The organism is Priestia sp. TRN 1309 (genome assembly GCF_050846875.1).
Lineage (GTDB): Bacteria > Bacillota > Bacilli > Bacillales > Bacillaceae_H > Priestia > Priestia zanthoxyli.
Genome location: NZ_JBOZGM010000002.1, coordinates 898024 through 912183 on the forward strand (window position 1 = coordinate 898024; position 14160 = coordinate 912183).

Here is a 14160-nt window from a genome sequence, read left to right on the forward strand (position 1 = left end):
TCTTACTATTTTCTTATTTTTGGGTAAATGTGTAAAAAGACACTAAAATTGTTGTATACTGATCGATGTTGTTTTACATAATTAGAAATATTATACAGAGGTGAACGTTTTGTTTAAGAAATTTAGGTTTTTATGGTTTGTTTTGCTGATCTTTGCACTTATTTTTGTCAAAAATACGTTCTTTTCTTCTTCAGAGAACGCCGCTGAGACGCTAGCAACGTCAGATGTTCCACAAGCCGCAGCTACTTTCAAAGAGGGAAACAATCAGCAGGACGGAGTCATTATTCAAAAATATCGCAAACAGCTAGATGCAGCACAGAAAAAAAATGACGAAAAAGCTACTAAAGAAATACAAGAAAAAATTTATGAAGACGGAAGACAGGCGGCACTAAACTTTTTACCGCGCAATAAATTTCAAAGAGCTTTTTCTCAGCCTTCGAAAAAATCGGCCGATGACATTTATAACTTTCTAATTGCCCAAGTAGGGTTTGGAGGATATGATTCTCTTTATCAAGAAGCAATAGCCGCAAAAAAAGAAGCAGCTTCTTCTACTGATGAATTAAATATGAGTGGCATTCAAGCTAAAACCGCTGCACTTACATACGGCACACTCGCACAAAGAGAGCAGCTGCTTGTTACAAGTCTTGCCTATGACTTAAGCAGCGTAGGCGTCATTTCTTCCGATACAGCTAAAGGTATTGATAAAAAAGCTACTCATATGCTAGAAGTTAGAAAAGAAGGAATAAATGCCGCGATGCAAGAATAAGCGAAACAGCTCTTTTCTTCTTCCTAATAAAAACGTGTCCGCCTGTTTGGCGAACACGTTTTTTTGTTTAATAAATAATAGCCTGTACGCTCATTATTGTAACGGTTAAAATAAGAATCACGTTTCCTATAATTAACCACGGCTTTGCGCTTCCTCTTCTACCTTTAATAGCCGTGATTAGTCCAGCAATGGGCAATAAAGCCATAATGATGACCCAAATTTTACGAAGAATGCTGGAATCCAAATAAAAACCAAACTGCATCATCGCAAATAACACGACTGTAATAAGGAAGAAAAGTGTAGGCACAGCTAAATGAATGCCTCTTGGTCTCATTGAGTAGTACACAACATCACTTTCTTTCTATGTAAAATCTTACGTAAAATAACGTTATCATTTACACAGAGTTTTGACAACTTTTTGAAGGATTTTGTCAACAAATTTTAATAATCCAGAAGAAATCACTTCTCATTCAGCTGCCCGAATACTGCCGGAAGTGCAGAAATAACGTCACTTGCTAACATATCTATCATTGTATGCCCCTGATCGAGCAGCACATCCGCTGCTTTTCCATGAACATATACCGCATTGCTGATTGCTTCTTGAAGAGAATCATGCTGCATAATAAAAGCGAGGATGATTCCGGTTAACGTGTCACCCGTTCCACCTTTTGCGAGTCCTGCGTTTCCAGTGGTATTTACGTATTGTTTTCCATCCGGCGTTGTAACGATCGTGTTTGGGCCTTTTAATACAAGATACACACCATTTTCCATTGCGTATTGGCTAGATATCGAAAATCGATTTGCTTCTACTTCTGCGATTGTTGTATCCACGAGTCTAGCCATTTCTCCGGGATGAGGTGTTAAAATCGTTGCGTGTTCTCTTTCTTTTACTTCTTTCATCAAATCCGGCAGATGATAAAGAGCATCTGCGTCGATTACAATAGAAACGGGCTGTTGAAGTACTTGTTCGACAACTTTCTTCGTTTCTTCCGTTCTCCCAAGCCCTGGTCCAACTGCAATTGCATCGTACTTTGCTTCTTCTAAAGGAATCTCGCCTGCAAAAAAGCCATCTTTGCTTGGGCATGGCTTATACATCACTTCTAACATGTGAGCAGCTGCAATCGCATGAATATCATTCGGAAGCGCAAGCGTTAAAAGCCCTGCTCCGCTTGTGAGTGCTGCTTTTGACGTTAGCATCGGCGCTCCGGGTGTTTGAAGTGAACCTCCTATTACGATTCCTTTTCCATGTGTACCTTTATTGGACGAAGCATTCCGAATGGGAAAAGATTTCTTAATATGCTGAGTTGACCATACCTCTTTAAGAGATGAGCTTTTTTCAATTGCTAGCGGTGGGATACCGATATCTACTACAATCAATTCACCATAGCTTTCTTTGCTCGGGTATGTAAATGCCGTGATCTTTGGCTGCTGAAGCGTAATCGTAGCATCTGCACGTACCGTAAGCTCTTGCTTCTGTTCCATTACTCCACTTGGGACATCGATGCTGTATATGTAAGCCTTAGAGTCGTTTATTTTTTTTATAATGTTATCATAAGGAGATTTGATGCTGCCTTTTACGCCTATACCTAATAAACAATCAATAAGGACCGTATACTTTTTCACAGAGAAGTTGTCTCCCGCCGATTGCCACGCGAATCCAGCATTTTCATAGATGATCATGGCTTTTTTAGCTGCGCCTTTTATTTTCTCCCGTGCAGGAACTACCCAGACGTCAACTTCATAGCCTTTTGACTTCAAAGCACGGGCAATAACAAAGCCGTCTCCTCCGTTGTTTCCCGTTCCTATAAGCAGCCCTATTTTTTCATATTTTTCGATTCGCTCACTCAGCGCGTTTGCAGCAGCCTGCCCGGCATTTTCCATAAGGGACTCTTCACTCATCCCAATTGTATTCGTCATATAATCATCTACTTGATACATCTCTTGATTCGTTACAATTCTCATTATGCTGCTCCTTACTGAAACGGAAATGGTTCGTCTGTATTTACCGTTCCTTTTATTTTCGTTATAGTTAATTGTTCTCCTTTCACCCAATCCTCAAACGAGAAAATAAGAGGTTTTGCTTTTCGTCCAATTCCCACAATGACTTGCAGCGTCTCCGGTACATATGCCACTGTATGAAGCGTTCCAGCAGAATTCCGGTAATCTTCTTTAAAAATACCGTATTCATCTTCATTAAATAAAGAAAAAGCTTCAAGAGGCGATAGCTTTTTTTCAATATGATCTCGAATATGATCGAGCCTTTCCTTTGACTCTACCAAATGATGACGATTTTCTTCGACCAGCTGATTAAAATGGTTCGTACACCCCATCATCGTTCCTCTTTGTACATGAACGCCTCGTCCAGATGCTTCGACTACTGCCCCCTGTCCGCTGCGGTCGTAAATGGAATAATTAAACGCATGACGGTGCGGTGCCCTTTCTAAAATAGCAACAGCCTCTTCTGTCGTTTCACATGTTTCTAAAATAAACCGAGCAAGCGTACAGCAAATAAATCCGTTCGTTTGACGGCGGCGATTAACAAAATGATAGCCAATTGCTAATCCTTTTTCGTTCATTCCATCCATTCGCCCAATCATTCTTGTTCCAAACCCGACGCTTGCATATCCTTCATTTGGCTGAAAAAGCAAAAATCGACCTTCGTACGTTTTCGGATGATAATCGTAGTTCCGCACATACACACCGTGCTGCATAAGAGCAGAACATCCCGTTTTCTTCCACTCTTGCTGATATCCGCTGTACTCATGTATAACGTCTTCAAGAGGCCAATCTAAGCCTTCTGCTAAGCCCAATAGCTCATCCCACAGTCCGGGAGCAAATAAGTCGTAATAATGACGAGCTTCTTTTGCTATTGTTTGATAGCTTCGTAATGAACGTTTTCTTCTTTTTTGATGATTTTCAAACAGCTTTGTTCCTTTATGTAATTCCCCTTGCATTTTACCAAGCTCTCGGTAAGAGCCTCGCCCTTGAATAACTTCTACCTGTATTTCTTTCACTTCTATCACTCCAATTTTCCAGTACCTTTATTGTGCAGCAAGCGCTCTATTCTTTGCAACTTTCTCCTCTCATAGAACGCTCTTCCTTTGAATACAGTTATAAAGAAACAGGTCGAAAGATTGAAAAGCATTATCATAAGAGGTGATCATATTGCTAAAGGAAGTTCAGCTAGAGATTCAGCGAAGAATCGCCTATCTGCGCCCAACACAAAAAAATGACGGGTCATTTCGCTACTGTTTTGAAACAGGCGTTATGCCTGATGCGTTTTTAATTATGCTTCTTCGCACCTTTGATTTAGATAAAGAAGTGTTGATTAAACAATTAACCGAACGGATCGTTTCCCTTCAAAATGAAGATGGTCTTTGGACGTTGTTTGATGATGAAGAACACAACTTATCCGCTACTATTCAAGCTTATACAGCTCTTTTATATTCAGGCTATTACCAAAAAAACGACCGGATTTTGCGAAAAGCAGAAAGATATATTATAGATTCAGGAGGCATTTCTCGCGCTCATTTTCTCACAAGATGGATGCTTTGTGTTAACGGCTTATACGAGTGGCCAAAGCTATTTTACCTCCCGCTTTCTCTTTTGCTCGTGCCTACCTATGTACCGCTTAACTTTTATGAACTAAGCACCTATGCCAGAATTCACTTCGTCCCGATGATGGTAGCTGGAAACAAAAAATTTTCACTTACTTCTAGGCATACACCTTCTCTTTCTCATTTAGATGTAAGAGAGCAGAAACAGGAAGCGGATGAAACTGCTCAAGAATCACGCGCTTCTATTTTTTTAGTCGACCATTTAAAACAGCTGGCTTCTTTACCTTCTTACATCCACAAGCTTGGTTATCAAGCAGCCGAGCGTTACATGCTAGAAAGACTTGAAAAAGATGGAACACTGTACAGCTACGCAACCTCTACTTTTTTTATGATTTACGGTCTTTTGGCTCTTGGCTATAAAAAAGATTCCTTTGTGGTTCAAAAAGCAATTGACGGTATTTGTTCACTACTTAGTACATGCAGCGGCCACACGCACGTAGAAAACTCCACGTCAACCGTTTGGGATACCGCCCTGCTATCTTACGCTCTACAAGAAGCAGGTGTACCGCAGCAAGATCCCATGATTAAAGGCACAACTCGTTACTTAAAGAAAAGACAGCATACAAAGCTTGGAGACTGGCAGTTTCATAACCCCAATACAGCGCCTGGAGGCTGGGGATTTTCCGATATTAATACGAATAACCCTGACTTAGACGATACGTCTGCTGCTATTAGAGCTCTTTCTAGAAGAGCGCAAACCGATACAGATTATTTGGAGTCTTGGCAAAGGGGCATTAACTGGCTGTTGTCCATGCAAAACAAAGACGGGGGTTTTGCTGCATTTGAAAAAAATACCGATTCTATTTTATTTACTTATCTGCCGCTTGAAAACGCAAAAGACGCAGCAACGGATCCGGCTACTGCCGATTTAACCGGTCGAGTGCTTGAGTGCCTCGGAAACTTTGCCGGTATGAATAAATCCCACCCTTCGATTAAAGCTGCAGTAAAATGGCTGTTTGATCATCAATTGGATAACGGAAGCTGGTACGGCCGGTGGGGTGTTTGCTACATTTACGGAACGTGGGCCGCTATTACTGGACTCCGTGCTGTAGGAATTTCCGCTTCTGATCCGCGTATCATCAAAGCCATCAATTGGCTCAAAAGCATTCAACAAGAAGACGGCGGATTCGGAGAATCATGCTATAGCGCTTCTTTAAAAAAATATGTGCCACTATCGTTTAGCACTCCTTCTCAAACGGCTTGGGCTCTCGATGCTTTAATGACAATATGTCCATTAAAAGATCGAGCCGTTGAAAAAGGAATTAAATTTTTACTGAATCCAAATCTTACAGAGCAGCAAATTCATTATCCCACGGGAATTGGTCTTCCTGGACAATTTTATATTCAGTACCACAGCTACAATGATATTTTCCCTCTTCTTGCACTTGCCCACTACGCAAAAAAACATTCTTCATAAAGGGGTTGAGACATGACGAAATGAATCCAATCTAAAGACGAACATATAGGATACATGAGCTCCTATGGATCGCTTGTGACACGGCAGTTGATTTCCGTGCAAGGCTTCGCTTTCCGCGGGAGTCTTCGCCTTGCCCTCCAATCAACTGCTAGAAAGACTTACACACATGAAACCTATGTTTACCCTAACAAAAAAAACGAACCACGAATCAAACATCTTGATCAATGGTTCGTTTTTCACTTTGTCTAAAATCCTTTTATTCCAGCCTCTTTTTGTACATAAAAGCAGGTTTTTTTAGGAGACAAGTGGAATACCTTTTTAATGTTGGGAAAGAAAGGATGCATCAAATGAATAATGTTTCACCACTTTTAAAAGGAAAAAACGTGATACTAAGAAAACCAAAAGACAGCGATGTACATGACTATCTAGCGTGCAAGCAAACAAAAGAGCTTATTCGTATGTACGGAGGCGATACCCGAAACTTAAAACCTCTTACATTACAAGATGCCAAGCGGCACGTCGAGTACATAAAGTCTCAAAAGCTGAATTGGTGTGTTGAATATCAGCAGCAGTTTGTTGGAGAAGCCCGGCTGACCGTTAACGAGTACGACCGGCGCGCACGATATGCTATTGGTTTATTCGATTCTTCCGTTTGGAATCAAGGGCTCGGCACTGAAGTTACAAAATTGGTGCTGGCCTACGCATTTGAACACCTTCACTTGCACAGAGTCGATTTACGAGTGCTCGAATACAACCATAGAGCCATTGCTTGTTATGAAAAATGCGGTTTTGTAAAAGAAGGAATAGAGCGTGAAGGTGCTTTTATTGAAGAAGCATTTCAGACAGATATTATCATGAGTATACTCGAACAAGAGTATTATCAGCTTTAGAGGAGAGAATCAGCTGTCATCATCGTACTTCTTTAAAAGTTCGTATAGCCCAAGCCTTTTGTGAATAAAGTAACATAACGATATAACCAAAGGAGCCAACGATGACAGCTTATGATTCCTCTTCTTTTGTATTTGTAACCATTGATAAACATGACATTGCTGCTTTTTTACTCATTGATATTATTTGCAGCACCACTATTTATGTAGCATGTAAACATTATCTCCACAATGAGCTTGTTTCCATTGCAAGCAGCGCTCTTTTTCCCATGGTATGTAAGAAGGTTTCTCGACGCTAGCTCAGCTTTTTACCGGTTCTTTTAATGACAGCCAAGTGCGTTCCTTCTGCTGCTGAATCTCTACGGAGTGATTAAAAAATTTAGAAAGATGCGGCTCAGTGAGCTGGTCTTTCGTTTTTCCAGAAGAAAACACTTCTCCTTGGCGCATACAAAGCGTATGGGTAAAGCAAGGCAAAATTTCTTCTACATGGTGAGTAACATAAATAAGCGTAGGAGCATTTGGCTGCTCTGCCATTTTTGCAATCAGCTGAAGAAGCTGTTCTCGGGCCATTATATCTAGACCTGTACATGGCTCATCAAGTATTAAAAGCTTTGGTGAAGCCATAAGAGCTCGAGCAATTAGCACTCGCTGGCGCTCTCCTTGAGAAAGTGTTCCGTAGGCCTGATTTTGTAAATCTTCGCAATTTAGCAGCTTCATTAATTCTATGGCTTGGTTCATATCTTTTTGCTCCACTTGTTCATATAACCCAATAGATGCAAATTTTCCGCTTAAAATCATTTCTACAACCGTATCGTCATCTCGAAACCGCTGTTGAAGCGAAGAGCTTACCCATCCAATTTCTTTTCTGAGCTCAGACAGATTTGTTTCTCCAAATTTCCTTGAAAGAACTTCTACTTCCCCTTTTGTAGGCCAAATATATCCGTTGATGATATTTAAAAGCGTCGTTTTTCCGGAACCATTTAACCCAAGCAAACACCAATGTTCCCCTTTTTCCACTGACCACGACACGCTTTTTAAAATTTCTTTTTCTGCTCGTTTTACCGAAACGTTGTTAATGTTGATCATGCTAACACTCCTTTACTCTCATTTTTCATTATATATACTATAAAAGAATAATGATTTATCCCATTTGTTAACTTGCTTTTCTTTTTTCATGCCAATTCTTTCAGCCACTTTAATCGATGGATAATTGTGAGGATCTATCAATGATATAATCTTATGAAATTTCAGCGTATGAAGGCCATAATCTAAACAAGCTTTTGCTGCTTCACTCGCATAGCCTTTTCCCCAGCAGCTGCGTAAAAATAAATAGCCAAGCTCTGGATCTACCTTGCCGTCTACTTTTTGAAGAACCATGCCGCACTGCCCTAGAAACTCTCGATTCTGTTTATCTTCAGCGATCCACATGCTAACGCCATATATTTGATAATGCTGCTTCATCCATTGAATCCAGCGATATGTGTCTTGTTCATTTTTAGTAGAAGAATAATACTTCATTGCTTCAGCATCTTCAAATATTTTCATTAAATTGCCTGCATCGCTTTCAGCCATAGCTCGCAGCGTCATTCGCTCTGTCTCAATAATCGTATAAATCCTCTCCTTTCTTCCATTCCAACATCTACTATCTTTATTATCCGCTACTATTTTCTTTTCGTAAAGTTTTCCTTTTTTTATTTAAATGAAACAGAAAAAGGCACCAAAAAAGGCTGCTACACACAGCCCTTTAATCTGGATCACACGTTTTCCCGTACCGTAATACGTTATATATAGCACGTCCATCACTTGCAGATGTTTCTGTATATTGAATTGGCAGCAGTGAAAAAATAACATAATAGACTGAAAAATAAACAAATTGATAGCAAAATATATCTTCAGGCAGAATATTAGCCATAATTAATCCATTTATTATAAAAATAGTAAGTAAATTAAACAGTACACCGCCCGCATACACCACTGCATGGGAAAAGCGACTGTCGTTCTTAAGATTTTCATATTTACAAAACGAGTCTAGAAAATAGACTGACTTAATTTTAAACTTCCCCATTTTAAGAATCGTTTTCCCCCGCCCAATAGTAAAATCGACCTTCCCTCCGAAAATAATTGCCATGACGGAATGCCCCAGCTGATGAACAAATGATACAAGTGGCAATACAAGACAGAATGACCACACAAACTTTGGAAGATCATTTAACCCAAACACGTTTATCCCTCCTTTTTGTTTCTTCTCTCTACTTTTCCTCCCCGTTTTTACTTAAAACTACATTTAAATTCTTTTTTTAAAACTCATACGAAATAACTAGCATCCACATCATTTCTTATAACCTAGATAAAACCCAATGTATGTAACTTATGAAAAATACATTTTCCGAAAAACAGTTGGAGTCACGTTTTCTTGTTCTTTGAAGCGCTTGATAAAATAGCTTGGATGTTCATACCCTACTTGTCTTGCTATATCTTGTACAGAGATTTGGTTGTTTTTAAGCAACAGTTTCTTTGCTTTTTGAATTCGGACGCGCGTTACGTATTCAAACGGCCGGATACCAAGAGATTGTTGAAAAAGCAAACACGTATACTGCTCTGTTACGTTGAGCTGCTTCGCCAGTACTTCTAGCGTTAGCGGCTGATGATAATATTCCTCAATATAGCGAAGGACTGGGTTTAGCTGAGTAATTTGCTGCAAGCGACTTTTGCTTTCTATATATACGCTGTCTTGGCGCAGTTTCAAAATGACGCTATATAGTAGTTCAGAGCACTTCATGGTGCTAGAGGTATGATTTTCTTCTAACAAATTCATTAGCTCTTGCAGCATCCTATAAAGGCTTTCAGCATGTGTAAGGACGATTTTTCCGGAATTAATAAATTGAAGAGAAAGCATGATATCATCAATTACACTTCCATTAAAAGAAACCCAGCATACTTGCCATTCGCTTGTAATGGGGTAGTATTCGTGCGGAACATGCGGCGTCAGAAACATCCCTTCATTTTCTTTTATAATATAAACCTCGTCGTTTACACGAAGCTCGCCTCTTCCTTTTATACATTGAATCCATTGATAATCAGGAAACTCTCCCTGACGTTTAATATGCGTTTGATGTCTCCAGCTTCCAGCGCTTGTAACATAGAATGGCAGTTTCATATCTTCATCTGAAAGAGCCGGAAAGTACATACGGTCCACATTACTTCCTCCTTTTTATGTGAATATAGTTATATTATCATGAAAATAATTAGATTGATAAGGTTTTCAGAAAACGTTATCATTTTCATATAAACTAATAACCTAGTAATCTAGAAATGAGGGATCGACATGTTAAAAACCGGCAAAAAATTTAATTATACAGCACCTGCAAACGGATACCCTGAATGGAATAACAACCCTGAAATTTTTCAATTGAACCGTTCGAAAGCACACGCTTTACTAATGCCTTATCAAACGGTCGAAGAGGCCTTAAAAAATGATAGAAAATCTTCTGTTTACTACCAAAGCTTAAATGGAAGCTGGTACTTTCATTTTGCTGAAAATGCGGATGGCCGCGTCAAAAACTTTTTCGCTCCTGAATTTTCATATAAGAAATGGGACTCTATTTCAGTTCCTTCACACTGGCAGCTGCAAGGATATGACTATCCTCAATATACAAACGTGACATACCCTTGGGTTGAAAACGAAAACCTCGAACCTCCTTTTGCACCGACTAAATATAACCCTGTCGGTCAGTACGTCCGTACTTTTACACCTAAATCAGAATGGAAAAATCAGCCGGTGTACGTCAGCTTCCAAGGCGTCGAATCTGCTTTTTACGTCTGGGTTAACGGTGAGTTTGTTGGATACAGCGAAGACAGCTTTACTCCAGCTGAATTTGATATAACTTCTTATCTTCAAGATGGTGAAAATACGATAGCAGTAGAAGTATATCGCTGGAGTGACGCAAGCTGGCTTGAAGACCAAGATTTTTGGCGAATGAGCGGCATCTTCCGAGATGTGTATCTGTACTCTACTCCACCGGTTCACATCTATGACTTTAGCGTTCGTTCGTCGCTTGATAACAACTACGAAGATGGTGAACTTAGCGTTTCAGCTGATATTTTAAATTACTTTCAGCACGATACTCAAGATCTAACATTTGAAGTCATGCTGTATGACGCGAATGGCCATGAAGTACTACAAGCTCCGCTGCAAACAAATGTAAGTGTGAGCGATCAATATACAGCGTCCTTACGTACACACATTAAAAGCCCTGCAAAATGGAGCGCAGAAAGTCCTAATTTGTATACCCTTGTACTCAGCTTAAAGAATGCTGCTGGTTCTATTATCGAAACGGAAAGCTGTAAAGTCGGCTTCCGTACGTTTGAACTAAAGAATGGCCTTATGACAATCAACGGCAAGCGTATTGTACTTCGAGGAGTAAATCGCCACGAATTTGATTCAGTAAAAGGCCGTGCAGGCATCACACGCAAAGACATGATTCACGATATTTTGCTGATGAAACAGCATAATATTAACGCGGTGCGTACATCCCATTACCCTAACGATTCAGTATGGTATGAGCTGTGTGATGAATACGGACTGTACGTGATTGATGAAACCAATTTAGAAACGCACGGAACGTGGACTTATTTACAAGAAGGCGAACAAAAAGCCGTTCCAGGAAGCAAGCCAGAATGGAAAGAAAACGTACTAGATCGCTGTCGTTCGATGTACGAACGTGACAAAAACCACCCTTCTATTATTATTTGGTCTCTTGGCAATGAATCATTTGGCGGAGAAAACTTTCAGCATATGTATACTTTTTTTAAAGAGAAAGATTCCACGAGACTTGTTCATTATGAAGGAATCTTCCATCACCGCGACTATGATGCTTCTGATATAGAAAGCACGATGTACATTAAGCCAGCAGATGTAGAGCGCTATGCTTTAATGAATCCGAAAAAACCTTATATTCTGTGTGAATACAGTCATGCGATGGGTAATTCTTGCGGAAATCTATACAAATACTGGGAGCTGTTCGATCAATATCCAATCTTGCAAGGCGGTTTTATATGGGACTGGAAAGATCAAGCTCTTCAAACAACAGCAGTAGACGGTACTTCTTACTTAGCTTACGGCGGAGATTTTAGTGATACGCCTAACGACGGCAACTTCTGCGGAAACGGCTTAATCTTTGCTGATGGGACAGCTAGCCCGAAAATTGCAGAAGTAAAAAAATGCTATCAGCCTGTAAAGTGGACAGCAGTAGACGCTTCTAAAGGAAAATTTGCCGTTCAAAACAAACACCTGTTTACAAACTTGAACGCCTATGGTTTTGCTTGGACTGTTGAAAAAAACGGTGAACTACTTGAAAAACATGCGTCTCTTTTAAATGTAGCTCCTGATAGTACAGACGAACTGACGCTTTCTTATCCTCTTTACGAGCAAGAAAACGAAACTGATGAATTTGTTTTAACTCTTTCTCTCAGATTATCCAAAGATACAGCCTGGGCTTCAGCTGGATATGAAGTGGCGTACGAACAGTTTGTACTGCCTGCCAAAACCGCTGTACCTTCAGTAAAAGCTGTTTATCCTGCTTTATCATTTGACCAAAACGAACAAACGCTGACGGTTACAGGAACTAACTTCACGGCTATTTTTGACAAGCAAAAAGGGCAGTTTATCTCTTACAACTATGAGCATACCGAGCTGCTTGCATCGGGTTTCCGTCCGAACTTTTGGCGCGCAGTCACCGATAATGACCTCGGCAATAAATTGCATGAAAGATGTCAAACGTGGCGTCAAGCAAGTTTAGAGCAGCACGTGAAAAAAGTAAGTGTTCAACCGCAAATTGACTTTGTTATCATTTCGGTTGAGCTAGCTTTAGACATCTCTCTTGCTTCTTGCTATGTAACGTATACGCTATATAACGATGGTGAAATGAAGATTGAACAATCTTTAGCACCTTCTGAGGCAATGCCTGAAATTCCTGAAATTGGGATGCTGTTTACGATGGATGCGGCTTTTGATTCTTTAACATGGTACGGCAGAGGCCCTCATGAAAATTATTGGGATCGTAAAACTGGCGCTAAGCTTGGCCTTCATAAAGGCAGTGTAAAAGAGCAAGTTACACCGTATTTACGCCCTCAAGAATGCGGAAACAAAACGGACGTTAGATGGGCAACTATTACAAACGATCAAGGACGCGGCTTTTTACTAAAAGGTTTGCCAACAGTCGAGCTGAATGCTTTACCTTACTCACCTTTTGAACTGGAGGCTTACGATCATTTTTACAAATTGCCGTTAAGCGATTCAGTAACCGTGCGGGTTAACTACAAGCAAATGGGCGTTGGCGGAGACGACAGCTGGGGAGCTAAAACACACCCTGATTACACACTATACGCCAACCGCTCGTATACAAACACGTTTACGCTAAAACCTCTATAAAAATAAAAAGGACTTTCAAATGAAAGTCCTTTTTACTTATGATGTCACCTCTGGCTTTCGCTGAGAAAGCAAAAATACCGTAGCGATAATAAGAATTGTACCTAGCCACTCCGTCCACCCAAAAGTCACATGAAGCCATAGAACAGATAGCGCGGCTGCTGACAAAGGCTCTGCTGACGCAAGAACAATGGCTTCAGAAGCGCTAATGTGCTTCAAACTTTCCAAGTAGCAATAAAAGGCAATGAGCGTTCCAAAGATAATCACAAATAGCACCGCACACAGCGACAATAGCGACCACTCACCGGCTATATGCCACGGCGGATGAATAAATGAAAAACTTACGCCGCCTATTACCATTCCCCAGCCTACTACTTCAACTGAGCTCCATTTTGCAAGAAGACGTTTAGGCTGAAGCGTATAAAAAGCAGACGTCACAGCTGCTCCAATCCCCCAAAACAACCCCCATCCTGTAATAGACAGCTCGTTAAAATTTCCGCTTGTTGCAAGAAAAAATGTCCCCGTTATGACGAGCGCAACAGAAATCATTTCTACTTTCACCGGCCACTTTCTTGCTTGCACGGCTAAATAGCCAATAATAAATATTGGCGACGTATATTGAAGCACTGTAGCTGTAGCAGCGTTACCTGCTTCAATAGCTGCAAAATATGTATACTGCACGCCGAGCATACCGATTACACCAAACAAAAGCAGCGAAGTCCTCTCTTCTTTTGTTTTCCAAATTGCAAAAATATTGCGCTGCTTAGAGGCTATTGCCAAAAGCAGCAATCCAGATACTAACATACGAACGACGACCAGCCACTCTGCGTTAAAACTCTTATGCTGAAATAAATATTGAGCTACCGTGCCAGACACTCCCCACATCGTGGCACCAATGATTACAAGCAGCAGCCCCCACGCTCTTTTAGATGAAGTTTGAACTCCTTCCACTTACCATTCCTTCTCTCTTTTTCATATATATTTAACTTACCTCCCTCCGCATTAACGGTCAATAGCAAAAAAAGTCGAAGCAATATGCTTCGACT

General features: G+C 40.4%; 13 protein-coding genes. 5 read left to right on the plus strand and 8 right to left on the minus strand.

Annotated features, from left to right (window positions below):
• The first annotated feature begins 100 nt into the window (after positions 1-100).
• A complete protein-coding gene (locus ACRPLQ_RS11890; RefSeq protein ID WP_432236009.1) occupies positions 101-766 on the plus strand; it encodes a hypothetical protein in 666 nt (221 codons plus the stop codon).
• A 67-nt stretch (positions 767-833) separates the two neighbouring features.
• Here ACRPLQ_RS11890 and ACRPLQ_RS11895 read toward each other — a convergent pair whose 3' ends face one another.
• The 3 genes from ACRPLQ_RS11895 to ACRPLQ_RS11905 all read right to left on the minus strand — a co-directional run bounded on the left by ACRPLQ_RS11895 (position 834) and on the right by ACRPLQ_RS11905 (position 3780).
• Positions 834-1112, minus strand: a complete 279-nt coding sequence (locus ACRPLQ_RS11895) for a hypothetical protein (RefSeq protein ID WP_223260155.1) — start codon at positions 1110-1112, stop codon at positions 834-836.
• Between the two features lie 113 nt (positions 1113-1225).
• A complete protein-coding gene (locus tag ACRPLQ_RS11900; protein ID WP_432236010.1) occupies positions 1226-2728 on the minus strand; it encodes an NAD(P)H-hydrate dehydratase in 1503 nt (500 codons plus the stop codon).
• 11 nt (positions 2729-2739) lie between these two features.
• Positions 2740-3780 (minus strand): C45 family autoproteolytic acyltransferase/hydolase, encoded by a 1041-nt coding sequence (locus tag ACRPLQ_RS11905; protein WP_098999896.1) that lies wholly within the window; start codon positions 3778-3780, stop codon positions 2740-2742.
• Positions 3781-3922: 142 nt separating this feature from the next.
• On the opposite strand from ACRPLQ_RS11905, the gene ACRPLQ_RS11910 reads away from it, so the two are divergent.
• The 3 genes from ACRPLQ_RS11910 (at position 3923) to ACRPLQ_RS11920 (ending at position 6986) form a co-directional block, all read left to right on the plus strand.
• Entirely contained in the window at positions 3923-5800 is a 1878-nt protein-coding gene (locus tag ACRPLQ_RS11910; RefSeq protein WP_432236011.1) for a terpene cyclase/mutase family protein, read from the plus strand.
• 347 nt (positions 5801-6147) lie between these two features.
• Positions 6148-6690 carry a GNAT family N-acetyltransferase gene (locus ACRPLQ_RS11915; RefSeq protein ID WP_028413495.1) on the plus strand — a complete coding sequence of 181 codons (543 nt, stop codon included), beginning with the start codon at positions 6148-6150 and terminating at the stop codon, positions 6688-6690.
• Between the two features lie 101 nt (positions 6691-6791).
• Positions 6792-6986 carry a hypothetical protein gene (locus ACRPLQ_RS11920; protein WP_013056879.1) on the plus strand — a complete coding sequence of 65 codons (195 nt, stop codon included), beginning with the start codon at positions 6792-6794 and terminating at the stop codon, positions 6984-6986.
• A 1-nt stretch (position 6987) separates the two neighbouring features.
• Here the strand turns inward: ACRPLQ_RS11920 and ACRPLQ_RS11925 are convergent, their stop codons facing one another.
• From ACRPLQ_RS11925 to ACRPLQ_RS11940, 4 genes are all read right to left on the minus strand, one after another.
• Positions 6988-7773, minus strand: a complete 786-nt coding sequence (locus tag ACRPLQ_RS11925; RefSeq protein WP_028413496.1) for an ABC transporter ATP-binding protein — start codon at positions 7771-7773, stop codon at positions 6988-6990.
• Between the two features lie 18 nt (positions 7774-7791).
• Positions 7792-8274, minus strand: coding sequence for a GNAT family N-acetyltransferase (locus ACRPLQ_RS11930; protein WP_432236012.1), 483 nt, complete (start codon positions 8272-8274; stop codon positions 7792-7794).
• Between the two features lie 157 nt (positions 8275-8431).
• Positions 8432-8908: a site-2 protease family protein gene (locus ACRPLQ_RS11935; RefSeq protein ID WP_028413498.1), complete on the minus strand. Its 477-nt coding sequence runs from the start codon at positions 8906-8908 to the stop codon at positions 8432-8434.
• A 147-nt stretch (positions 8909-9055) separates the two neighbouring features.
• Positions 9056-9874: an AraC family transcriptional regulator gene (locus tag ACRPLQ_RS11940; protein WP_224980575.1), complete on the minus strand. Its 819-nt coding sequence runs from the start codon at positions 9872-9874 to the stop codon at positions 9056-9058.
• Between the two features lie 138 nt (positions 9875-10012).
• Between ACRPLQ_RS11940 and ACRPLQ_RS11945 the strand changes: the two genes are divergently transcribed.
• Positions 10013-13117 (plus strand): glycoside hydrolase family 2 TIM barrel-domain containing protein, encoded by a 3105-nt coding sequence (locus ACRPLQ_RS11945; RefSeq protein ID WP_432236013.1) that lies wholly within the window; start codon positions 10013-10015, stop codon positions 13115-13117.
• A gap of 36 nt (positions 13118-13153) precedes the next feature.
• Here ACRPLQ_RS11945 and ACRPLQ_RS11950 read toward each other — a convergent pair whose 3' ends face one another.
• Positions 13154-14065, minus strand: a complete 912-nt coding sequence (locus ACRPLQ_RS11950) for an EamA family transporter (RefSeq protein ID WP_033578861.1) — start codon at positions 14063-14065, stop codon at positions 13154-13156.
• Positions 14066-14160 lie beyond the last annotated feature (95 nt).